Consider the following 23,450-nt stretch of genomic DNA (forward strand, 5'->3'; position numbering starts at 1 on the left):
GATGACCGCCGATGAACAACCGATGACGCTGGAGGAGAAGGCGGCGCTCCTGTCCGGCATGACCTTCTGGACCACCCGCGGAGCACCTGCCATCGGCCTGCGCTCGCTGCGGCTCGCCGACGGCCCGCACGGCACCCGCCTCCAGCGGGAATGCGACGACCACCTCGGCATCTCCCGCAGCGTGCCCGCCACCTGTTTCCCGCCAGCCGTCGCCGTGGCGTCGAGCTGGAATCCGCAGGTGGCCGAGACGATCGGCCGACTGGTGGCGGCCGAGGCCAGGGCGCTCGGCGTCGACATCGTCCTCGGCCCGGGCGTCAATATCAAGCGCTCGCCGCTGGGCGGCCGCAACTTCGAGTACTTCTCGGAGGATCCGCTGCTGTCCGGCGTGCTCGGCGCGGCGCACGTGCGCGGCCTGCAAGCGGGCGGCGTCGGCGCGTCGGTCAAACACTTCGCCGTCAACAACCAGGAGACGGACCGGTTCAGGATCAGCGCGGACGTCGACGAGCGGGCGCTGCGCGAGATCTATCTGTCCGCCTTCGAGCGGGTGGTGACCGAGGCCCGTCCGGCGACCGTCATGTGCGCCTACAACCGGGTCAACGGCGTGCCCGCCTCCGAGCACACCTGGCTGCTGACGGAACTGCTCCGCGACGAATGGGGCTTCGACGGTCTCGTGGTCTCCGACTGGGGCGCGGTGACCGATCCGGTCGCGGCCGTCGCCGCGGGCACGGATCTGGAGATGCCGGGCACGGACGGGGCCAGCGCCGCGAGGATCGTCGCGGCCATGCGCAGCGGGGCACTGCCTCAGGAGACTGTCGACCGAGCCGTCGCGCGTCTGGCGGGCCTGGCCGCCCGCGTCGCGGAGCCGGACGGCATCCAGGGTTTCGACGCGGACGCCCACCACGCCCGTGCCCGCGAACTGGCCGCCGACTGCATCGTCCTGCTGCGCAACGAGGACGACACGCTGCCGCTGACGGGTACGGGAGGCATCGCCGTGATCGGCGCCCTCGCAGCGGATCCCCGCTTCCAGGGGGGCGGTTCGTCGAAGGTCCAGCCCACGCGGGTCGACACCCCGCTCGACGCCATCCGCGCGGCGGCGTCGCTGCGCGGCCGGGACGTGGTGTACGCGGCGGGCCACCGGCTGGACGACGCCGAGGACGCTGCGCTGTTCCGCGAGGCGGTGGATGCGGCCGCCCGTGCCCGGGTCGCGATCGTCTTCGCCGGCAGCGAGCAGGAGACCGAAGGCTCCGACCGTGCCGACCTCCACCTGCCGTCCGCCCAGGTGGCGCTCATCCAGGCCGTCGTGGAAGCCGCGGCACGCACCGTGGTCGTGCTGTCCAACGGCGGTGTGGTGACCCTGGAGCCCTGGCACGACTGTGTCGACGCCATCGTCGAGGCATGGCTCCTGGGCCAGGCCGCCGGCGGTGCGATCGCCGATGTGCTCTTCGGCGAGGTCTCGCCCTCCGGACGACTCGCCGAGACGATCCCCTACTGGCTGCAGGACACCCCCTCCTACCTGAACTTCCCCGGCGAGCAGGGACATGTGCGCTACGGCGAGGGCGTGATGGTGGGCTACCGCCACCACCTCAGCGCCGAACAGCCCGTGCGCTACCCGTTCGTCCACGGGCTGAGCTACAACTCGTTCTCGACGTCGATCGCCGGCGTGGACGTCGTGGGTGACGACGCCGTCGCCGTCGAGGTGGACGTGCTCAACAACGGGGAGATGCGCGCCAAGCACGTCGTCCAGGTCTACGTCGCCACCCATGAGGGGCCCGTCCACCGCCCGGTCCGTGAACTGCGCGCCTTCGCCAAAGCGGACCTCGAACCCGGGCAGTCGCGCACCATGAGCTTCACCCTGGACCGCCGGGCCTTCGCCTACTGGGACATCGAGTCGCACGGCTGGACCGTGGCCAGCGGCAGCTACCGGATCCAGGTCGGGCAGGATGCCGCGACCGTGCTGGACGAGCGGGAGGTCGTCCTGGCCGGCGACGCACACGTCACGCCCCTCACCCTCGACTCGACGCTCGGGGAGTGGATGGCGCACCCGGTGGTCGGACCGATTCTGAAGAGCCGGGCCGCCGAGGCAGGAATGCCGGCCGTCGGGGCAGATCCGCAGGGCATGGAGATGGCGGCAGCGATGCCGATGCGGCAGCTCATCCCGATCACCGGGGGTCTCATGCGCGAGCCGGACCTCGAACAGCTCCTACGGCTCGCCGCGGCAGGGGACGGCCGCGTGCAACCCGGATGAACGGGCAGCTGAACCGTGCCGTCCCCGACGTACTCCAGCTTCAGCGACGCATCCGCCACTACCAGTGCCACGGACAACGCCGGCACCTCCTGCCCGGCCGGCGCGGGCCACTGCCGGTCAGCGGGACACCGACCGCGCGTCGGCACCGGCGAGCGCGTCCCGCGCGTCTGCCAGTACGGCAAGAACGCCCCGGGCGGCTGTGCGGATGGTGGCCTCGTCCGGCCGGACGGACGGTTCGAGGGCTGCCTTGATCGTGTGACCGAGCAGGTCCGCACGACGCTCCGGGGGGAAGTCTTCGCCCGGAGGTGCGGCGATGCCACCTGTCATGAAGCCGGTCAGCACCGCGTCGATGGTGTGGATCTGGTCCGCCGCCGACGCCGTGACCGCCAGCAGCCCGTGCTCACGCCATACATCGACGAGACCGACGAGCAGGTCACGGAAGCCGAGCTCCTGGGCGACGGGGACACCGCTCCCGGAAGTGGCGAGTGCGCCGAGGACTTCACTGTCACTGGCGTGGATGGCCCGGGTCAGAGGGCTTCGGGTCTGCTCGATGAAGACCTGCCGAACCAGCCTGCCGGGTAGGGCGGCGGAGGGGTCCTGCTCGATTCCGGCGGCGATGGTGCCGAGCGTCTCGTGGAGCTCGCGTCGCAGCAGTTCGGTGAACAGCACCTCTTTCGTCTTCCAGTGCAGGTAGACGGTGCCCTTGCCGATCCGGGCGCGGCGCGCGATCTCGTCGACGGTGATCCGCTTGTAACCCCACGCCAGCAGCAGTTCCCGCGCGGCGGCCAGAATGCGCTCGGCGCGCTCGTCGTCGGGCCGCGGGGCATGCGGGGAAGCGGCCAGGTGATCTGCGGTCATGAGCACAGCATCTCACCCCACAAGTTGTGTGACCAGATTTCAAAACTGGTCAACTGGTTTCGATCAGTGGTACGGTCAATGCCATGACCTCCTCGTCACTCCCCCCACACAGCGCCCGGCGCGCCCTGATCGTCGGTTCCGGCATCTCCGGTATGGCTGCGGCGCTGAGCCTGCACCGGGCCGGCTGGCAGCCCCTGATCATCGAGCGGGCCCCCGCCCGCCGCACCGGCGGCTACTTCGTCCGTTTCAACGGTCCCGGTTTCACCGCCGCCGAACGCCTTGGCCTGCTGGACTCACTTCCAGACCGCCGCGACCCCGAAGGCCGCATGTTCGAAGTCGACTCCCGCGGTCGCCTCACGCCCGGCATGCCGTTTCCCGCGGAGCTCAACGGCACCCCGATGCGGATGCTGCTGCGCAGCGATCTCGAGCGCGCCCTGTACCAGGCGATCGAGGGCCTGGGGGTGGAGATCCGCTACGGCACCGGGCCCGCCGCCGTCGCCCAGGACCGCGACCAGGTGACCGTGACCCTCACCGACGGGTCCGTGGAGAGCGCGGATCTGCTCATCGGCGCCGACGGTATCCACTCCACCGTCCGCTCCCTGGTCTTCGGCCCCGAGGACCTCTACCGCAAGGACTTCGACCACGTCGTGGCCGCCTGCGTGATGGACGGCCCGCTGCCCGGCATGCGCGAGGGCGACGCCCTGGTGGTCACCGCCCCCGGCCGTTCCGCCTGGATCAACAGCTACCGCGACCACCCCCCGGTCGCCTTCCTGCTCTACCGCACCGACTGGCCCGCCGCCGAGATCCGCAAACGGCCCTCCGACGCCCTGCGCGAGGCGTTCGCCGACTTCGGCGGCGACGCCGTGCCCGCGATGCTGGACGCGATGGACCGCTCTGAGTCCGTCCTGTTCGACCAGGTCAGCCAGATCCACCTCAATCGGTGGAGCCAGGGCCGGGTGGTCCTGCTCGGGGACTCCGCCTGGTGCATGACCCTCCACTCCGGCCAGGGCTCCGGCATGGGCATCACCGGCGCCGAACTGCTCGCCCGCCTGCTCACCGAACAGGACAGCATCCCCGCCGCCCTCGGCTCATGGGAGCAGCAGCTGCGCCCGCTGATCACCCGCCACCAGAAGGAAGCCCTGCGTATGCAGCACTTCTTCATGCCCGCCAACAAACTCGGCTACATCGCCCGCCGCGGCTTCATCCGCGCGACCCGAACGCCCCTCGGCTCCCAGCTCACCAAGGCCTTGATGAAGTAACCTTCCCAGCCGCGGGCACGGCGAGGGCGCCTCTATGCAGCGACAGTACGAAACAGTTTCGCTCTGAAGCCTGCGCATCCCCGCCCCCACCTAGGCGCTGACGAAGACCAGCCTTCCGGTCCTCGTGGCCCCCGAGGCGGACGCGCCATGAACGTCACCGTCTACGCGAGGGACCAGGAACTGGTGACCACCCGGTCCCGCTACGAGCGGCAGTGCCCGCGTCACCGGCACCTACGAGCACCGCCCTGTCACCGTCTCCACCTACGTGGAGGCAGGAAAATCAAGGGCGGCCACATATTCCGAAACAGAGCACAAGATACTATTAAGGTGATTTTTTAGGCTGTTTACCGATCTCCTACCGCATACACAGGATCGTGATCAAGCGGGAGGCGAGTTGACACCTGCGACGGGCAAAGCCAGGCGCCACCCCCCACAGTCCAGACTGACGTTCCCCTGCGCGCATCACTCGCATACGTCTGACACCGCGCTGCGAGGCGCGGGGATGCTGACGCTGGTTCTCCATGCGATGGGAGGGCTGGGCTGCGTCCTGTACTGGTGCGATCCTGGTGATCGCAGGCTGCGCCTGGTCGCGGCCTGCGGATTGTCCTCGCAGAGCGCGGAGGCGTTGGCGAGTCTCCCCGATGAGCAGGATGTGGCGCCGGTGCTCGCCGTGCGGCGCGGTGGCTATGCCTGGGTGGCTGGGGACAGCCTGAGCATCGGGGCGGCCGGCACGGCAGCGGTGCCCCTGCTCGGCCCCGATGGACCGATCGGCGCGCTTTCCGTGATCACGGCAGAGTACGAGCCCGATGAGGTCCAGCAATCATTTCTGCGTGCCATGGCCAGGTGGGTTGTCAGTCGCCTGGAGGATCTGCCCGGCGCCCCGGCCGCCCGCGTACCAGAGACCCGCACCGAGCGGACGGCCCTGATGGGCAGGCTGACCGCGGCGCTTGCCGAGGCCCTCACCTCGGAAGAGGTCGTGCGGGCCGTCGCAGCCCACGTCCTGCCCCCGTTCGGCGCCGACGGACTCATAGTCTGGGTGATGGAAAGCGGCCGACAGCGTGTGGTCGGCTCCGCGGGATACGTGCAGGACTTCGTCCATCTGCTGGACGGGATCCAGATAGCCGACTACCCGGTGGCAGCCGACGTCCTGAGGGCTCGTCATCCCTGGTTCGTCGAATCGGTTGAAGAATATTGTCGGCGCTATCCCGCGCTGAAGGACGTGGCGGCGGCGTCCCACAAACAGTCGTGGGCGTTCCTGCCCATGATCGCTTCCCGACACACCATCGGCGTCTCCGTCATTTCTTTCACCCGGCCACATGACTTCAGCGACGAAGAGCGTGCCCTATTGACCACCCTGTGCGGTCTGATCGGACAAGCCCTGGAACGGGCCCGGTTGTACGACGTGGAGCACGCCCGTGCACAGGGACTGCAGCGCAGCCTGCTTCCCAGGACGCTGCCCTGCCTGCCTGCCGCCGGCGCCGCCGCCCGCTACCTGCCGTCGGGCAGGGGCGAGCAAATCGGTGGCGACTGGTACGACCTGATCGCACTGTCCGCCGACAGGGTGGCCATGGTGGTCGGCGACGTCATGGGACACGGCATCCCCGAAGCGGCCACCATGGGCCAGCTGCGCACCGCGGTGCGCACCCTCGCCGACCTGGACATGCCTCCTGACGAGCTGCTCAGCCGACTCAACGACCTGGTCAGCGACCTGGGCGAGGACTGGTACGCAACCTGCCTGTATGCCGTCTTCGATCCGATCACCCGGATATGTTCGTTCTCCTTGGCCGGTCATCCCCCACCGGTCATCGTCCAACCCGACGGCGCCGTCCACATACCCGACCTGGCCGCCGACCCGCCGCTGGGGGCCGCCACGCCACCGTTCGAAATACACCATGTGTTGCTGCCCGAGGAGAGCCTGCTGGTCCTGTACACGGACGGTCTCGTCGAATCCCCCGACCAGGGTCTGGACCGGGGACTGGCCATGCTGCGACAGATCCTCGCCCAGAGTGCGGCGCCCGTCTTCACGGCGCGGGACGAGGCCGACCGCATCCGACACCTCGACGACCTGTGCGACACGGTGGTCTCGGCCCTGCTGCCCCAGCATGGCCAGACGATCGACGACGCGGTGCTGCTGATCGCCCACACCCGGGCCATGAACGCCAGCGATGTCGCCACCTGCGTCCTCCCGGAGGATCCCCGCGCAGCTGGACAGGCCCGCGCATTCGTCCGCGAGCGACTGGACGCATGGGGCCTGGACGAACTGGCGATCACCACCGAGTTGCTCGCCAGCGAACTGGTCGGCAACGTGATCCGCCACGCCGGGGGCCCTATCCGCCTGCGCCTGCTGAACAGCCGCTCCCTGACCTGCGAGGTCTACGACGGCAGCCTCAGCACCCCGCGCATCCGGCACGCCGCCTACACCGACGAGGGCGGCCGCGGCCTGCAACTCGTCTCCGCCCTCTCCAGACGCTGGGGCGCCCGCTACCTGCGCGACGGCAAGTGCATCTGGACCGAGCAGGACATCCCGCACCGCGCCACGTGAGAGCAGCCCGGCCATCGTCCTGCCGCGTCGGTCATGGAGTCGCCGCCACGCATGCCGCGCAGTAGGCCATCCGGGCACCCCATGGTCGAGTCCTTGCGGTAGAGGACTCGGCCGGCACCGCGACGACCAGACGGCGCGACACCGTGGCGTAAGCCGCGGGCGGTGCATGACCCGCGCCATCAGCCCACCTGTCGTCACCAAGCTGACGAAGGCGCACATGAACTGACGCTCCGGCAGCCCCGGAACCAGGTCACCGGTGCGTTGCGGCCACGTCTGCGGCCCATTGATGGGCCGGACTACGCGCGGGGTGGGCCGGGTTCACGACCGGCGCCTCGCGCCGTCGGCCTCGGCGTGCGTCGGTTCCACTGGCCGGGGCGTCAGGTCGCGGACGTCCTCGGCACCCCCCAGGGCCTCGCTGTCCACGGCGACGAGCTCTTCTTCTCGCGAACTGGGGAAGGTCGTCGCGGGCTGGGAGGGTGTCTTTACTGCGAGCCGGAGTCGGCGCGTGAGACGAAGTCGCCGATACGGGTCCACATCTGCGGCGGGTTGGAGTACATCGGGAAGTGAGCACAGTGCTCGATCTCGGCGAGTTCCACGCCGCCTTCGGCCAGAGCGGGGAGGTAGGACAGGGTGTTGTTCTGCTCCCCGTACATGAACATCCTCGGTGCGCGGAGTGCGAGGAACCGGTCGAGCAGCTTGCCGTGGTCGGAGAGGTCGACCATGGACTCGAAGATCGCCCGGACCGCTGCGGCCCGGACCTTGTGGGGAAGGCTCGCCGCGTACAGGGCGCCGCCGTAGAAGCGTGACCCTGCGACGCGTTCGGCGAACCGGGCCAGGAACTCGTCGGGATCGTCGTGGGAGTGGGTCACGATCTGCCGGCTGAGGAAGCAGTCCTCGGGTGCGAGGTTGCCCTCGATGTCGGTGAAGCTCGCGATCCGGCCGGGGTCGCTGTCGGCGAGCAGGAGTGCGGTCAGGCCGCCCATCGAGTGTCCGACGAGGTGGAACCGGTCGATCTGCCTTGCCTGGAGGACCCGTTCGGCGACGGAGGTGAGGAAGGGGATGGAGACGGCGCCGAGGTCCGCGCAGGTGCTGGCGCCGCAGCCGGGTGCGTCGTAGGCGAGGACGGGGTGGTCGGCGAGTGGTTCCTGCTGGACGACGTCCACGTAGTCCTCCTTCGTCGAGCCGAAGCCGTGGAGGAACACCAGGGGGGTGCCAGTGCCGCCGCGGTGGAGGCCGGACACCTCTACGCGGGTCGCGCCGACGGTGAGGGGGAGCGTAAAGCGTTCGAGCTTCCTGACGGGGCTCATCGGGCGTCCTCCAGCTGTGGTGCGGCTGACTCGTGCTGCGTGTGCGTGGGGCAGAGGGCGGTCTGCAGTCGCTCGATCGCGGTGATCAGCGTGGCGTCGTCTACGGCGAAGCACACCCGGATGCGTCCGGGCGCGTTGAACGCCTCGCCGGGCACGACCGCGAGATGGGCGGTGTCGAGAAGCCATGCGGCGAAGTCGGCGCTGCTGGTCCAGCCGTGGCCGCGGAGCAGTCCGGTGACGTCGGGGAAGGCGAACATGCCGCCGTCGGGCAGTGGGCAGTCGATGCCGTCGATCCCGTTCAGCGCCTGGACCAGCAGGGCGCGTCGGCGCCGGTAGGCGCGGGCGGCCTCGATGGGGGTGCCGGGGTCGGTCAGGGCGGCGAGGGCGGCCCGCTGGTTGACCGTCGGGACGTGGGTGATGGTGCGGGACACGTGCAGCCGCGCCGAGGCGATGATCTCCGGTGGCGCCGCGAGCCAGCCGACGCGCCAGCCGGTCATGGCGTGTTCCTTCGACACCCCGCCCACCACGACGGTACGGCCGTGCAGCTGCGGAGCCACACGCAGGATCGACCGGTAGGTCCCGGTGTAGTCGAACGCCCGGTAGATGTCGTCACTGATGACCCAGATGCCGTGCCGCTGTGCCCAGTCGGCGACCTGCCGCAGCCGGGAGGCGGGGTGGACGGCGCCGGTGGGGTTGCCGGGGCTGGAGAGGATCACCGCCCGGGTGCGCGGGGTACGGCCGTGGTCGAGTGCCTCGGCCGAGAGCCGGAAGTGCTCGTCGGTGGCGACCGGGACGGCGACACCACCGGCGGCGGTGACCACCTCGGCGTGCCCGGGCCAGCCGGGCGCGGCGACCAGGACTTCGTCGCCGGCGTCGATCAGGGCCTGGGCGGCAAGGAAGAGGGCGTGCTTGGCGCCGAGGGCGATCTGGACGTCGTCCGCGCTCCAGGGCACCCCGGTGTCACCGGCGACGGCAGTGGCGACGAGCGCGCGCAGGGCGGGGTCGCCCTGGGCCGTTCCGTAGTGGTGGGTGGCGGGGTCGCGAACGGCGTCGACGGCGGCCTGGACGACCGCGGCACTGGTGGCGGCCTGGGGTTCACCGGCGGCGAGGGTGATGACGTCCGCGCCCTGGGCCCGTAGCGCTGCGGCCTTCGCGGCGACGGCGAAGATCGGATTGTCCGTCATCGGTACGGTCACCGCCCCGCGGCTTCGAAGTTGTTGTACAGGTCAAGGGTGCTGCGGCCTTCCCTCAGCTGTTTCATCAGTTCGTCCTCGTGGGCCACGCGGGCGTCGGCGCGGTCGAGGATCCGCTCGGTGTCGGATGCGGGAAGGGCTACGACTCCGCCGATGTCCCCGACGACGAGGTCGCCGGTGTGGACCGTGACGCCGCCGACCTTCACGGGACGCCCGAACACGCCGCGGAAGTCCTTGCGGGTGCCGAGGATGGAATCGTTGCGGGAGAAGACCGGGAAGCCGAGTGCCTGGATCTCCGACGCGTCTCGGACGCCGCCGTCGATGAGCAGGCCCGCGATCCCCCGGTGCTGGGCGGCCACCGTGAGGATCTCGCCCCAGTGGCCGAATCGGGCGCCGCCCAGGTCGGCGACCAGGACCGAGCCGGAGGGGGCGTGCAGGACGGCGTGGTGCAGCGCGAGGTTGTCGCCGCCGGCGCCCTGCACGGTGAACGCCGGGCCGCACAGCCGGGCGCCGGCCCAGAGCGGCCGGATCTGCGAGGACAGTGCCACGGGGAGTCCGGACGCCTCGGACAGGGTTGCGGTGGAGTGGCCGCGGGCGATGTCGTGCGTGTTCACGAAGGGTCCTTCCGGGTCTGCAGCGTGTGGTAGCCGTGCCGCGCACGCGCCTCGGCGAGGATGGCGCCGCCGCGGACGGCCTCGACGATGGCCTCCTCGACGCGGTCGATACGGCGGGCGATGTCCGCGACCTCGTCCCAGCGGGCGGCCGGGACGGCCACGGCGCCGTCGTCGTCGGCCACGAGGATGTCGCCGGGGTGGATGAGGACACCGTCGAGGGTGACGGCCGTCTGGACCGCGGCCACCCGGACGCGGTCCTTGCCGGTGCGCATGAACCGGGAGACCGACCAGATCGGGTAACCGGCGGCGGTCGCGACGGCGACGTCGCGGCAGGTGCCGTTGATGACGGTGCCCGCGATGCCGCGCTCGTGGGCGGTCCGGCTCATGATGCCGCCCCACACCGTGCAGTCGGTGCGGCCGGCATTGTCGATCAGCACCACGGCGCCGGCAGGAACGTCGTCCAGGAAGTCACCCACCGTGCCGCCGGCCTCGTCGACCGGTTCGTAGCTGACAGTGAAGACCGGTCCGACGATCCGCTGCCCCGGGCGCAGCGCACCGATGCCGTGGAGGGAGCCTGGGAGCCCGAGCGAGTCGAGGGCGTCGGAGACCGACGCGGTGGACAGGTGCGGAGCGGGCTTCGAAGCGGTGGCGGTGTCACTCATCGGACCGGCTCCTTCTCCCCGGCGAGGCGCGCGTCGTGCATGGCCCGGGAGAGGGGCGCGCCCGCGCGCACCTCGTCCGCGATGGCGCCCTCCCGGGCGACGATCGCGGTGGCGATCTCCGCCACTTCCTCGGCCCGGTCACGCGGGACGACGACGAGACCGGTCTCGTCCGCGACAACGACGTCGCCCTGCTCGACCGTGAGTCCGGCGACACGGACCGGCTCGCCGGTGGAGCGCTGCTGCAGCCTGCCCCGCGCCGTGGCCGGGATCGAACCCCGCGAGAACACCGGGAAACCCAGCTCACGGGCCTCCGCCACATCGCGGCACACGCCGTCGGCGACGACGCCGCGAACCCCGCGCAGGGACGCGCCCAGACTCAGGATGCCGCCCCAGCACGAGACGTCGGTACGGCCCTGGTTGTCGACGACGATCACGCTCCGGTCGTCCGCGCTTTCGACGGCCGCGGTGGCGATGTGGGCTCCGGCAGGGCCTTCGGTGCGCGGTTCGAGCCCCACGGTGACGGCGAATCCCGCGACGGCAGCCGGACCCCACACCGGACGGATACCGCCGACTCCGGAAGGGAGCCCGAGCTGGTCGAGCGCGTCGCTGACGGCGGCGGAGTCGAGCGCCGCGAAGCGTTCCAGGAGAGATGAGTTGCTCATGGCCTCCACTTCAACAGCGCCGACATATATTCGGAAGGTCTGATTTCCTATCTCAGTAAGAGGCTCCGCGAATCATGGTGGAGATACGGCAGGCCCGGTACTTCGTCGCGGTCGCCGAAGAGCTGCACTTCGGCCGTGCCGCGCAACGGCTGCAGATGTCCCAGCCCCCGCTGTCCCAGGCGATCAAGCAACTGGAACAGCAGCTCGGCTGTCGACTGCTGCACCGCACCCAGCGGTCGGTCGCCCTCAGCCCCGCCGGGGCCGTGTTCCTGGATCACTGCCGCGCCTTGATCCGGAACGCCGAGGAAGCCGAGGCCGCCGCCCGGCAGGCCGCCACCGGGCGCGGCGGACGACTGAGCCTGGGCGCCGTCGCCTCGGCCTTCTCCTGGCCCCTGCCGCTCGTGCTGGAGCGGTTCCACGAGGCCATGCCGGACGTCGAGATCCGCACCCAGGAGATCGACACCCACGAGGCCGCGGCGGGACTCCTCGACCACTCGCTCGACTGGGCGATCGTGCGCCAGACCGCCCCCGTACGCGGCACCACGGCGACCTCGCTCTTCGCCGACCGGTTCGTCGCGGCCCTGCCCCTCCACCACCCCGCCGCCGATACCACCGGCCCGTTGGATCTGGCGGACCTCGCGGGCGGCCCGTGGGTGTGGCTGCACCGCCACATCTCCCCCGACTACCACGACGCCATGGCGGCCATGTGCCGAGCGGCCGGTTTCAGCCCCGTCCCGGCCCACTGGGCACGGTCGGTGACCTCACAGATCGCCATGGTCGAATGCGGGCTCGGCGTCACCGTCGTGCCGGCCGCGGCGTCCGGGCCACGCCCCGCCGTCCGCTTCCGACCCCTCCGCCACGCGACAGTGACCATCGAACTCACCGCCATGACGCGCTCCGACCCCGGCGCGCTGGCCGAACGCCTCACCGCCATCACGACGCAACTGACCACGGCACAGGCACCACCACCGCCGCACGACTGATCCCGAACGGCGAGCCCGCGGCAGAACGGCGAGCCGCTACAGCATGGCACCCGGCGCAGGACGCCCGGCTGGATCAGGCCAGGCGCGGTGACGCGGCCGCGCTGTGGCCCCGGACGTCCGCAAGGTCGGCCCCGAGGCGGTAGCCGGAGCTTTCGTCCAGCAGTTTCGCGCTGCGGGCGGTCCCTGAGCAGGAACCCCTGTCGCGGGCCTGCCGGATCAGAGGTTGTCACCGAGCAGGACGCGGCGTACGTGATGGAGGTGGTCGCGCATCGCGTCACGGGCAGCCTGCGGGTCACGTTCGCGGACAGCGGCGACGATCTGCTCGTGTTCGGTGCAGTAGCAGCGGTGGCGCTCGGGGTTGAAGCTGCGACGCTTCAACCCGCCCCAGATGGGCTGGCGCCGGGCCTCGATGAGCAGCGAACTGACGTTGATCAGAACCGTGTTGTGCGTGGCGGCGGCGAAGCTGTGGTGCAGGGCGGTGTCCCAGCGCTCGAACTCCTCGGAGCTGGAGGCCTGCTCGCCGCCGCGCAGACACCGCTCCATTTCCTCGAGGTCGGCGCCGGTGGCCGAGGCGACCGCGAGCGGCATCAGTTCCGGTTCCAGCACCAGGCGTGAGGCCATGATCTCGGCGGGGCTCGGTTGGTGGCCGGACGTCTCGGGGCGAGCAGTCTCATCCGGAGCGATGAAGGTGCCGCGGCCGACGTGACGCAGCACGATTCCGCGGGACTCCAGGTCCCGCAGAGCGGCGCGGACCGCGGCGCGGCCCACTCCGGTGGCTGCCGCCAGATCCCGTTCGGTGGGCAGGCGGTCGCCCGGCTTGAGGCCGTCGGCGGTGATGACCTCCTCCACGTGCTTGAGCACGACGGCGGCGGGCCCGACAGCGAGATCCATTTCCACTCCTTCCGAACCAATGAGAACCAATGTTAGCACCTGCGTCGATCAATGGGCGAGAAACCAGCTATTGACCTGACTGAAACCCGAACCTAGACTCACCGATGTGAACCGATCCTAAATATTGGTTTGCATTGGTTCGAAGGAGATGCGGTGCGCTTCGCAAGGATTCACGGCAAGGACGGCGTGCGGGTATGCGCCGTCGACGAACACGGAGCGGGCCGCGAGGTGCGTTTCGCCGACACCGGCGTTTCCGTGAGCGACCTGCGGCAGATCATCGACGCGGGTCCCGGGGCAGTCACGCGTCTGGCGCTCGGCCGCCAGGCCGTCCCCGGACGGTTGCTGGCGCCCCTGGTCCCGGCTCGCAACATCTTCTGCGTGGGGCGCAACTACTCCGAGCACGCCGCGGAGTTCGCCGAGAGCGGCTTCGACGCGACCGGTTCCCCGGACGGTCAGCACCTGCCGGAGCACCCGGTCGTCTTCACCAAGCCGGCCGCGTCCGTGATCGCCTCCGGTGACGTGGTCGACCCCCACACCGACCTCACCTCCGCGCTGGACTACGAGGGCGAGATCGGCGTCATCATCGGGCGACGCGCCTCGAAGGTGAGCCGCGACGAGGCGATGGACTACGTGTGGGGCTACACCCTCATCAACGACATCACCGCCCGTGACCTGCAGCGTGACCACAAGCAGTGGTTCATCGGCAAGTCCCTGGACACCTTCTGCCCGATGGGGCCGTGGGCCGTGACCGCCGACGAGATCGACATCCGTGATCTGCGACTGCAGTCCCGCGTCAACGGCGAGCTGCGCCAGGACACCAACACCTCACAGCTGCTCTTCGACGTGGCGACCATCATCGAGACCCTCTCGGCCGGCATCACGCTGGAGCCCGGGGACGTCATCGCCACCGGCACCCCGGCCGGCGTCGGCATCGGCTTCGACCCTCCCAAGTACCTCACCACCGGAGACCAGGTCGTCGTCTCCGCCCCGGGACTGGGCGAGCTGACCAACACCATCGGCCCCGCGGCCGGTCGCGACCACATCCGGCCGGCCGGCGGCGCCGAACTGTTCGTCGAGAAGACCGGGCAGGGCTCGACCGTGGTCCTCATCCACGGCCTCGGGGGCGCCACCACCGTCTACGATCCGCAGGTCGCCGCCCTGGCCGAGCACCACACGGTGCTGCGCTACGACCTGTCCGGCCATGGCCGCTCGCCCAGGAACGGCCCTCCCAGCATCACCGGCTGGGTCGAGGAACTGGCTGCCCTGCTGGACGCGGAAGGCATCGAGGAGACCGCCGTCGTCGCCCACTCCATGGGCACCCTCATCGCCACCACCTTCGCCGCCGCCCATCCCGGCCGGGTCACCAAACTCGCGCTGCTGGGTGCGGTCCGCGCCCAGGGCCCGCAGACCAAGGAGGCCACGCGTGCCCGCGCCCGCGCCGTGCGCGAGGGCGGCATGTCCGCGGTGGCCGACACCCTCGTGTCTCTCGCCACCTCCGAGCAGACCCGCACCGATCGTCCGCTGGCCGCAGCCCTGGTCCGTGAACTGCTGCTCGGCCAGGACCCGGACAGTTACGCCGCCGCCTGCGAGGCCCTGGCCTCGGCCGAGGAGCCGGACTTCGCGAGCATCAAGGCTCCGGTGCTCTTGCTCACCGGCAGCGACGACAAGATCAGCTCGCTGGCGGTCAACGACGACATCTTCGCCCTGCTGCCCAGCGCCAGGCTGCACGTCATCGAGGGCATCGGCCACTGGCAGACCCTCGAAGCGCCCGAAGACGTCACCCGAGATCTCCGGGAGTTCCTCGCCCGGCCCTGACCAGCAAGCCAAGTCTGCCAATCAGCTCAACCGATTCTGATTGGTCACCACGATGGATGAAGGGACGCTGCATCGTCATGACCGAGACCACCGCACTCGACCGCTACTTCGAGCACAACGCCAAGCTCCAGGACATCGCGATCCACACCGCGGAGCAGGAGTGGAAGCCGTTCTGCCCCGGCATCACCTTCAAGCTGCTTCGGGTGAGCGCGGAAACGGGCGCCTGGACCGTGCTCTTCCACTGCGAGGCCGGCTCCGGGTTCGACCGTCATCTGCACATCGGGGCCGCCGAGTACTACATGGTGTACGGCCGCATGGACATCCGCGGCGGCGACTCCGGCGGCGGGTTCACGGCCGTCGCCGGCGACTACGGCTACGAGGCCAACTCCATGCTCCACGACTGGACCAACTTCCCCGAGGAAACGGTCTTCTTCTTCGTCTGCCAGGGCCCTCTGGGTTTCCTCGACGAAAACGAGAAGATCGCGGCCATCCTCGACTGGGAGGGCGTCCAGGCCATGTACGACAAGCCGGCAGAGGTAGCGGCCTCCGCCTGACCCAGATCGCGCATGACGGTCCGTCGGCAGAGTCGGCGGGCCGTCTGTGCCCTGGGGGGCAACGCTGCAGACCCGCGCACGGTCAGTGGACCGTCCCCGTTCAGCCAGACCTTTGCCCCGGACACCACCCGTGCCGCCGACCAGCAGACCGAGTGCCCCCACCTGTAAGGAAAACTCTCACGTGAAGACAATCCAGCACTGGATCAACGGCTCCCCCACCACCAGTCCCCGCACCGGGACGAGCCCCGGGACCGCGACCGTGTTCAACCCGGCCACCGGCGCCGAACAGGCCCGGGTCCTGCTCGGCGACTCCTCCACCGTCGACACGGCCGTGACCGCGGCGGCCCGCGCCTTCGAGACCTGGTCGCAGTCCTCCCTCTCCCAGCGCGCCCAGGTCATGTTCACCCTCCGCCAGCTCCTGGTCGAGCACGAGGAGGAACTGGGCCGGATCATCTCCGCCGAGCACGGGAAGACCGTGGACGACGCGCGCGGCGAGATCGTGCGCGGCCGTGAGGTCGTGGAGTTCGCCTGCGGTCTCGGCGACGTACTCAAGGGCAGCTTCTCGGACCAGGTGTCGCGCGGTGTGGACGTGCACGACTTCCGGCAGCCGTTGGGCGTCGTCGCCGGCATCACGCCGTTCAACTTCCCCGCGATGGTGCCGCTGTGGATGCACCCGATCGCCCTCGCCACCGGCAACACCTTCATCCTCAAGCCGAGTGAGCGCGACCCGTCCGCCGCCAATTTCGTCGCCGAGCTGTACCAGAAGGCCGGTCTGCCGGACGGCGTCTTCAACGTCGTCCACGGCGGCAAGGACGCCGTCGACGTGATCCTGACCCACCCCGGCATCGAGGCCGTCTCCTTCGTCGGCTCCACCCCCATCGCCAAGTACGTGCATGAGAGGGCCACGCGGGCCGGCAAGCGGGTTCAGGCGTTGGGCGGTGCCAAGAACCATGCCGTCGTGCTGCCGGACGCCGACGTGGAGTTCGCCGCGAACCACATCACCGCCGGTGCCTACGGCTCGGCCGGCGAGCGCTGCATGGCCATATCGGTCGCCGTCGCGATCGGCGAGGCGGCCGACGGGCTGGTCGAGGTACTGGCGCGCAAGGCCCGCGAGGTCAAGGTCGGCCCCGGCGACGCCCCCGGCACCGAGATGGGACCGCTGATCACCAAGGCCGCCCAGGAACGCCTCGAGAACGCCGTCGCCACCGCCCAGAACCAGGGCGCCACCGTCGTGGTCGACGGACGCGGGCTGAAGGTCGACGGCCACGAGGAGGGCTTCTTCACCGGTCCGTCCCTCCTCGACCACGTCACCACCGACATGGACGCCTACCAGGAGGAGCTGTTCGGCCCCGTTCTCGCGGTCGTCCGCGTCGACACCCTCGACGAGGCCATCGACCTCATCAACGCCAACCCCTACGGCAACGGCACCGCCCTGTTCACCGCCTCCGGCGAAGCCGCCCGCCGCTTCCAGCGCAACGTCCACGTCGGCATGATCGGCGTCAACGTGCCGGTGCCCGTCCCGATGTCCTACTACTCCTTCGGCGGCTGGAGGGACTCCCTCATCGGCGACTCCCCCATCCACGGCCCCGAAGGCATCCGCTTCTACACCCGCCCCAAGGTCGTCACCACCCGCTGGCCCCAACAGGACCGATCCGTCACCACGGGCTTCAGCTTCCCCACCTCCACCTGAACCGTCCGGCACAGCGGCTTCCTCTGTCCTTCCCAAGTCAGGGATGCCTTGCTCGGACGCGCACGCGAGCCGGTGACCGAAGCCGGCGTCACAAAGGAGTGAGAATGTCCGCTGGTTCGACCCCGCTGATCTTCCTGCACGGCTACTGGCATGGATCCTGGTGCTGGAGTGAGGTCATCGCTCGCGTGGCGGCCATGGGTCGCCCGGCGGTCGCGGTGGACATGGCGGGCCACGGGCTTCGTGCCAGTCGGCCGCAATGTCTCACCAGACGTCCGTTCGACGCTGAGGCCCTGGCCACCGAGGTGTCGCCGGTGGCGGGGGTGGACCTCGACCAGGCCGGCGACCTGCTGGTCTCTCAGATCAAGGAGGTCGGCCGGGGTGGCCCTGTCACGCTGGTGGCCCACAGCATGGGCGGCGCCGTCCTGACGCGCGCAGCGCAACTGGCGCCCGACCTGGTGGCGCACGCGGTGTACCTGACCGCGTTCATGCCGGCCTCGGGGGTTCCGGCCCTCGCCTACGTGCAGATGCCCGAGAGCGCCGGCGAACTGGTCGGACAGTCCTTTCGGGGCGATCCCGCCGTGATCGGCGCCCTGCGGTTCGACCTCACCTCCGATGACCCCGGCTACCGTCGGCAACTGCGCGACGCGTTCTTCAACGACGTCGATCCGGCCGTCGCCGAGGCGGCCCTCGGGCTGCTGACCCCTGACGCTCCGGCGGGCATCGCGCTCGGGACCACCACTCTGACCGGCGACGGCTGGGGCTCGGTGCCCCGCACCTACATCACCTGCGCCCAGGACATGGCGATCCGACCGGCCCTGCAGCAGAAGTTCATCGCAGACGCGGACGCCGCCTTCCCTCGCAACACGACCTCGGTGGTGGAGCTCGACACCTCGCACTCGCCGTTCCTGTCAATGCCCGGACAGGTGACCGACATCGTCACGAAGCTGGGCTGAATGACAGCCGAAGGTCGCACTGCCCACCTGGAAGGCGTACCTCGGCCAACTCCGCCTCCTTGCCGGGCTTCGTGGTCAGTAGTGCCAGGACGACGACTTCCTCATGGCCCTACGGCTGTCCTTGCCCGGAGATCCCGTCCTCTGCCGACAGGGCCCGTACGGCCTGGGCGACCTCCGCGCGGAGGTCGTCGAACTCGTAGTCGGGGCCGAGGACCATGCGCCGTAGCTGAGGCATGGCGATGCTCCAGCCGACCAGGGCGAGCGTGAAGAACACACGGGTACGCGCGTCGCCGCCCTGACCGCCGGATTCAGCGGCGTCGATCTTGTCCTGGTAGTGGCGGGTGCGGGCTTCTTCAGCCGGAACGGGCCGGTCGCCGATTTCGAGTGCCTCCCACATGACCAGGCGCAGCGCTTCGGGATGGGCACGGTGGTAATCGAAGAGGCGCTCGGCATAGCCGGACAGATCGTCACTCGGCGGGACGGCCTCGGCGAGGTCGGCCAGCACGCGTTCGAGAACGACGGCGAAGAGCTTGTTCTTGTCGCCGAAGTAGTCATAGATCGCACGCTTGTTGGCCTTGGCCTGGGCAGCGATACGGTCCACCCGGGCACCGGCGACGCCGTGCGCGGCGAACTCCGCGGTCGCCGCCGCGAGGATGCGTTCCTTGGTCGCCGAGGAGTCGTATGCCATACATCCCATGGTAACGAACTGGTTCGTTTGACGAATCGAAGGTCGGCATGCCACGGTCGATTTCGAACCATCTAGTTCGTTCGATTGGTGGATACGATGTCCCGAAGGGATCCGTCCGCGCCGGCCCTCACGGACGTGGGGCGAAAGCTGCCGCTGGTCATGGCACTGGCCTGCGGTGTCGGCGTCGCGAACGTCTACTTCCCGCAGGCTCTCACCCCGCTCATCGCCGACGGCCTGGGCATCGCACCGGCCACTGCGGCCATCGTGGCGACGGTGACGCAGCTCGGCTACGCCGCCGGGATCTTTCTGCTGGTGCCACTCGGCGACCGCCTTCCCCGCCGGCCACTGATCACCGGGCTGCTCGCGACGACCTGCGCCGCCCTCCTCGTCGCCGGTCTCGCCCCGGCCACCGGCCTGCTGCTCGCGGCCGGTGCCGTGGTAGGCGTGGCCACCGTGGTCCCACAACTCCTGCTGCCCATGGCAGCAGGTCTGGTCGAGTCCGATCGGCGCGGCAGCGTGATCGGCACGCTGCAGGCCGGCCTGATCGGCGGCATCCTGCTGGCCCGTACCTTCGGCGGCGTGCTGGGCGAGCACCTGGGCTGGCGCGCTCCGTACCTCGTCGCCGCCGCGCTGACCGGGCTGCTCGCCGTCGTCCTCGGCCTCGCTCTGCCGGGCGGCGCCCCGGTGGTGCACGATCGCTACCCGACCCTGCTCGCCGACACCCTGCGGATGCTGCGTACGGAGCGGGAGCTCCAGCGTTCCGTGCTTTTCCAGATCACCGTCTTCGGCGGATTCAGCGCCGCGTGGACCGCGCTGGCTCTCCTGATCACAGGGCCCGAGTACGGCATGGGCACCCAAGCCGTGGGGCTGCTGGCACTGATCGGAGCGGGCAGCATGTTCTGCGCTCCGGCGGCCGGACGCTGGGTGGACCGGCTCGGCGTCGACCGCGTGAACCTGTGGTGCATCCTGGCCGCCCTCGCCTCAGCGGCGGTACTGACCGCGGGCTTGCTGGGCGGAGCGGTGGGGCTTGTGGCACTGGCTGCGGGGCTGCTCCTGCTGGACGTGGCGGTGCAGTGCGGTCAGGTCGCCAACCAGGCCCGTATCTTCGCCCTGCGGCCCGAAGCGCGGAGCCGCCTGAACACCGGCTACATGACCTGCGCGTTCCTCGGTGGCAGCGCCGGATCGTGGCTCGGTACCCGCGCCTACCTTCACCTGGGCTGGGGTGCCGTCTGTGCGCTCATCGCCCTTGCCGGACTGCTCGCCCTCGCCGCGTACCTGACCGGTCGCCGCAGTGGGCAGAGCGACCGGGAGGCCAGGCCCCAGCCGGCCGGCACCTCGCGGTGAAGACCGTCACCGCTTCGTGCCGGCGGCGAGCCTGACCGACGGCAGGGCGGGTTGACCGCGCCGCACGGAACCTCGACGTGTGGCCTACCGCACAGTTGACATCAGACTGATCGAAACGATTGCGTTTCGCCCCGAGGCTGCCCTACCTTTGCGTACGAAACCGTTTCGGACCGATAGTGGGCGGCAGCCATGACGACGACCGGCGCGGAGACCGGACTGAGCGGCACTTGGCGCACCAGTCCGGCTCTGCAACGGGCGTGCTTCGCGGCTGCTCCCGACATGCAGCGCGGGGACGGTGCGAGACGCACCGCAGTAGCCACCGCTACCCGAACGCGATTCATGCGCCGCCGTGCGTCCCATCGCCCGGATAGCGGCGGCTCGCCGTGCGGTAATCATGACGAGTTCGCGACAGCACTCGCCCACACCGTCCGTCACCGCGAGGGCCTGGCACGCGCCCGGCACGCGATGTCGGCCGGACGACGACGGAAGATCCTGCAGCTGGTGCCGGACGGCGCCGCGCGCCGAAGCCGGACGGGGGCAGGAGACCCGGCCGTCCCCTTATCTTGCGGCGTCTGATCGATGGGGCGGTCCTCGCTCGCCGGTCGTCGGCCGAGCCGACTCCGACGCCACCTGCAACTGCGCGCCGTAGGGACATCGTTGTCCTCCCCGCGCTGACGCACATCTGAGCCATCCGAGCCCCTTGAGGGGAGTACCGCCTTGGAATCCATCCCGGTTGCCATGGTCGAGGCCGGGCCGTCCGGCCCCGCCCAAGCCCGAACCAAGCACCGATGGTGGGCCCTGGCCGTGATCGGCCTCGCCCAGCTCATGGTCGTCCTCGACGCCACGATCGTGAACATCGCCCTGCCGTCCGCCCAGCAGGATCTGGGCTTCGGCAACAACGACCGGCAGTGGATCGTCACCGCCTACTCGCTGGCCTTCGGCAGTCTGCTCCTGCTCGGCGGCCGGCTCGCCGACCTGTTCGGCCGCAAGACGACCTTCATCATCGGCCTCGTCGGCTTCGCCGCCGCCTCGGCGGTCGGCGGTGCGGCGGACGGCTTCACCATGCTGGTCGTCGCGCGCGCGGTGCAGGGGCTGTTCGGCGCCCTGCTCGCTCCGGCGGCGCTCTCCCTGCTGACCACGACGTTCACCGAGCCCAAGGAACGCGCCAGGGCGTTCGGCATCTTCGGCGCCATCGCCGGCTCCGGCGCCGCCGTGGGCCTGGTCCTCGGCGGACTGCTCACCGAGTACCTGGACTGGCGCTGGACGCTGTACGTCAACGACGTCATCGCGGTTCCCGCGCTGATCGGTGCGATCTTCCTCTTCGGCCGCTCCGTCCCGGCCGAGCGGCCCCAGCTGGACATCCCGGGAGTGGTCCTGGTCTCCAGCGGTCTGTTCGGCATCGTCTACGGCTTCGCCAACGCGGAGACCCACGACTGGGACAACTGGATGACGTGGGGCTTCCTCGCTGGAGGCGGCGTCCTGCTGCTGGTCTTCTTCCTGTGGCAGATACGGGCGAAGCACCCCGTGCTGCCGCTGCGGGTGCTGGCCGACCGAGACCGCGCCGCGGCCCTGTCGACCATGCTCATCTCGTCCGCCGGCATGTTCGGCGTCTTCCTCTTCCTCACCTACTACCTGCAGTCCACGCTAGGCTACTCGCCGGTGAAGAACGGCGTGGCCTTCCTGCCGATGGTGGGCGCGCTGATGGTGATGGCGCAGTTGTCCACCAACTGGCTGGTACCCAAGATCGGACCCAAGATCGTCGTGCCCTTCGGCCTGCTGGTGGCCGCGGGTGGCATGGTCTGGCTGACCCGCCTCGCGCTGGACAGCAGCTACGCGGCGCATGTGCTGCCGCCGCTGCTGCTGCTGGGCGCGGGGCTCGGCCTGGCGATGCCCGCGGCGATGAGCTACGCCACCCTGGGTGTGCAGGCGAGCGACCAGGGCGTGGCCTCGGCGGCCGTCAACACCACCCAGCAGGTGGGAGGAGCGATCAGCACCGCCCTGCTGAACACCCTGGCCGCCACCGCAGCCACGAACTACGCCAAGGACCATCTGAACGACCCGCTGGTCAAGGCGAACGCGGCGCTGCACAGCTACGAAGTCGCCTACTGGTGGTCGGCCGGCTTCTTCGCCTTCGCCTTCCTCCTCACGGTGCTGATGTTCCGCTCGAAGAGGAGCGCGAGCCCGGCCGCGGCGAACACGGAGGCCCGAGCGGAGGTCCAGGGGGCCCCGGTCCCCACCCCGGACACGGCCGTGGAGACCGCTGCCACTTCCACGGCCACGCTCCTGGCCACCGGTGCCGTCGCCACAGACGCGGGCGGCACGGGAGTCATCCGCGGACGGGTGCGGGACGGCGCGGGCGCACCCGTGCCCCGTACCGCGATCACCCTGCTGGACACCGCCGGCCACCAGGTGGCCCGCGCCACCTCCCGTGAGGACGGCTCGTACGCGGTGGACACCTCCGAGCGCGGCAGCCTGGTCCTCATCGGCTCGGCGCCCGGTTACCAGCCACAGGTCGCCACCCTGAGCGTGAACGGCGTGCCGGTCTCCCACGACCTCGTGATACTCCCCAGCACCGGCGGCCTGGCCGGTACGGTGCTCGGCGGGGACGGCGAAGTCCTGTCCGGTGCGCTGGTGGTGGCCACCGACCAGCGCGGTGAGGTGACGGGCTCCAGCACCACCGGAGACGACGGCGGTTACCGGATCGACGACCTGCTGCCCGGCGACTACACGCTCAGCGTCAGCGCGCCCGGCCACCGCCCGGCGGCCGTGCCGGCAACCGTTTCCTCCGAGGGGACCCGCTGCGACATCCAGCTTGCCGTCGCGGCGACTCTGCGGGGGACGGTGCACAGCCAGGACGGCCGTGCCCTGGACGACGCCCGGGTCACTCTGATCGACGCCGCCGGCAACGTCGTAGGGACGCGCACCACCGGCGTCGACGGGAGTTACTCCTTCGCCGACCTCTCCAGCCAGCAGTACACCGTGATCGCCAGCGGCTACCCGCCGGTGGCCACGCAGATCACACTGAGCGGCAGCCAGGACGCCGTCGACATCGCGCTGACCCACAAAGAGGCATAGGGCCGGCATACAGGCGTGCGGCGCAAAGGGGTGACCGAGGGGGGGGAGAACGTGTGTAACCAGCGGCCGGGCACCCGGGTTTTCACCCCCATGGTCTGGTCCCCTAAAGGGGGGA

General features: G+C 70.1%; 18 protein-coding genes. 10 read left to right on the top strand and 8 right to left on the bottom strand.

What is annotated here, in order from left to right:
* The first annotated feature begins 1 nt into the window (after position 1).
* Positions 2–2,245 (top strand): glycoside hydrolase family 3 C-terminal domain-containing protein, encoded by a 2,244-nt coding sequence (locus ACZ58V_RS11560; RefSeq protein WP_471289735.1) that lies wholly within the window; start codon positions 2–4, stop codon positions 2,243–2,245.
* Positions 2,246–2,362: 117 nt separating this feature from the next.
* Here ACZ58V_RS11560 and ACZ58V_RS11565 read toward each other — a convergent pair whose 3' ends face one another.
* Positions 2,363–3,103: a TetR/AcrR family transcriptional regulator gene (locus tag ACZ58V_RS11565; RefSeq protein ID WP_471289736.1), complete on the bottom strand. Its 741-nt coding sequence runs from the start codon at positions 3,101–3,103 to the stop codon at positions 2,363–2,365.
* A gap of 83 nt (positions 3,104–3,186) precedes the next feature.
* Here ACZ58V_RS11565 and ACZ58V_RS11570 point away from each other — a divergent pair, with 83 nt between their 5' ends.
* Positions 3,187–4,362: an FAD-dependent monooxygenase gene (locus ACZ58V_RS11570; RefSeq protein ID WP_471289738.1), complete on the top strand. Its 1,176-nt coding sequence runs from the start codon at positions 3,187–3,189 to the stop codon at positions 4,360–4,362.
* A 502-nt stretch (positions 4,363–4,864) separates the two neighbouring features.
* The gene (locus ACZ58V_RS11575; protein WP_471289739.1) at positions 4,865–6,904 is read left to right on the top strand and encodes a SpoIIE family protein phosphatase; all 2,040 of its coding nucleotides are present in this window, start codon (positions 4,865–4,867) and stop codon (positions 6,902–6,904) included.
* 482 nt (positions 6,905–7,386) lie between these two features.
* Here the strand turns inward: ACZ58V_RS11575 and ACZ58V_RS11580 are convergent, their stop codons facing one another.
* Genes ACZ58V_RS11580 through ACZ58V_RS11600 form a run of 5 tightly spaced genes read right to left on the bottom strand, consistent with a single transcriptional unit; the run spans position 7,387 to position 11,342 of the window.
* On the bottom strand, positions 7,387–8,211 hold the full coding sequence (locus ACZ58V_RS11580; RefSeq protein ID WP_471289740.1) for an alpha/beta fold hydrolase: 825 nt from the start codon (positions 8,209–8,211) through the stop codon (positions 7,387–7,389).
* The gene (locus ACZ58V_RS11585; RefSeq protein WP_471289742.1) at positions 8,208–9,395 is read right to left on the bottom strand and encodes an aminotransferase class I/II-fold pyridoxal phosphate-dependent enzyme; all 1,188 of its coding nucleotides are present in this window, start codon (positions 9,393–9,395) and stop codon (positions 8,208–8,210) included. Before ACZ58V_RS11585 ends, ACZ58V_RS11580 begins: the two co-directional genes overlap by 4 nt.
* Before the next feature lie 8 nt (positions 9,396–9,403).
* Positions 9,404–10,018: an RraA family protein gene (locus tag ACZ58V_RS11590; protein ID WP_471289744.1), complete on the bottom strand. Its 615-nt coding sequence runs from the start codon at positions 10,016–10,018 to the stop codon at positions 9,404–9,406.
* Positions 10,015–10,680 (bottom strand): RraA family protein, encoded by a 666-nt coding sequence (locus ACZ58V_RS11595; protein WP_471289745.1) that lies wholly within the window; start codon positions 10,678–10,680, stop codon positions 10,015–10,017. Before ACZ58V_RS11595 ends, ACZ58V_RS11590 begins: the two co-directional genes overlap by 4 nt.
* Positions 10,677–11,342 carry an RraA family protein gene (locus ACZ58V_RS11600; RefSeq protein ID WP_471289747.1) on the bottom strand — a complete coding sequence of 222 codons (666 nt, stop codon included), beginning with the start codon at positions 11,340–11,342 and terminating at the stop codon, positions 10,677–10,679. The genes ACZ58V_RS11595 and ACZ58V_RS11600 overlap by 4 nt, the downstream gene beginning before the upstream one ends.
* 74 nt (positions 11,343–11,416) lie before the next feature.
* Here ACZ58V_RS11600 and ACZ58V_RS11605 point away from each other — a divergent pair, with 74 nt between their 5' ends.
* Positions 11,417–12,325: a LysR substrate-binding domain-containing protein gene (locus ACZ58V_RS11605; protein WP_471289748.1), complete on the top strand. Its 909-nt coding sequence runs from the start codon at positions 11,417–11,419 to the stop codon at positions 12,323–12,325.
* A gap of 216 nt (positions 12,326–12,541) precedes the next feature.
* Here ACZ58V_RS11605 and ACZ58V_RS11610 read toward each other — a convergent pair whose 3' ends face one another.
* A complete protein-coding gene (locus tag ACZ58V_RS11610) occupies positions 12,542–13,216 on the bottom strand; it encodes a FadR/GntR family transcriptional regulator (protein WP_471289749.1) in 675 nt (224 codons plus the stop codon).
* 153 nt (positions 13,217–13,369) lie between these two features.
* Here ACZ58V_RS11610 and ACZ58V_RS11615 point away from each other — a divergent pair, with 153 nt between their 5' ends.
* From ACZ58V_RS11615 to ACZ58V_RS11630, 4 genes are all read left to right on the top strand, one after another.
* Positions 13,370–15,031, top strand: a complete 1,662-nt coding sequence (locus ACZ58V_RS11615) for a bifunctional fumarylacetoacetate hydrolase/alpha/beta hydrolase family protein (RefSeq protein ID WP_471289751.1) — start codon at positions 13,370–13,372, stop codon at positions 15,029–15,031.
* A 77-nt stretch (positions 15,032–15,108) separates the two neighbouring features.
* On the top strand, positions 15,109–15,585 hold the full coding sequence (locus ACZ58V_RS11620) for a 2,4'-dihydroxyacetophenone dioxygenase family protein (protein WP_471289752.1): 477 nt from the start codon (positions 15,109–15,111) through the stop codon (positions 15,583–15,585).
* A gap of 181 nt (positions 15,586–15,766) precedes the next feature.
* Positions 15,767–17,275: a CoA-acylating methylmalonate-semialdehyde dehydrogenase gene (locus tag ACZ58V_RS11625; protein ID WP_471289754.1), complete on the top strand. Its 1,509-nt coding sequence runs from the start codon at positions 15,767–15,769 to the stop codon at positions 17,273–17,275.
* Positions 17,276–17,379: 104 nt separating this feature from the next.
* A complete protein-coding gene (locus ACZ58V_RS11630) occupies positions 17,380–18,228 on the top strand; it encodes an alpha/beta fold hydrolase (RefSeq protein ID WP_471289755.1) in 849 nt (282 codons plus the stop codon).
* A gap of 109 nt (positions 18,229–18,337) precedes the next feature.
* Here the strand turns inward: ACZ58V_RS11630 and ACZ58V_RS11635 are convergent, their stop codons facing one another.
* Complete coding sequence (locus tag ACZ58V_RS11635) at positions 18,338–18,916, bottom strand: TetR/AcrR family transcriptional regulator (protein WP_471289757.1); 579 nt, start codon at positions 18,914–18,916, stop codon at positions 18,338–18,340.
* A gap of 96 nt (positions 18,917–19,012) precedes the next feature.
* Between ACZ58V_RS11635 and ACZ58V_RS11640 the strand changes: the two genes are divergently transcribed.
* Entirely contained in the window at positions 19,013–20,260 is a 1,248-nt protein-coding gene (locus ACZ58V_RS11640; RefSeq protein ID WP_471289758.1) for an MFS transporter, read from the top strand.
* 738 nt (positions 20,261–20,998) lie between these two features.
* Positions 20,999–23,335 (top strand): MFS transporter, encoded by a 2,337-nt coding sequence (locus tag ACZ58V_RS11645; RefSeq protein WP_471289950.1) that lies wholly within the window; start codon positions 20,999–21,001, stop codon positions 23,333–23,335.
* Positions 23,336–23,450 lie beyond the last annotated feature (115 nt).

The organism is Streptomyces sp. NPDC040589, from assembly GCF_055594445.1.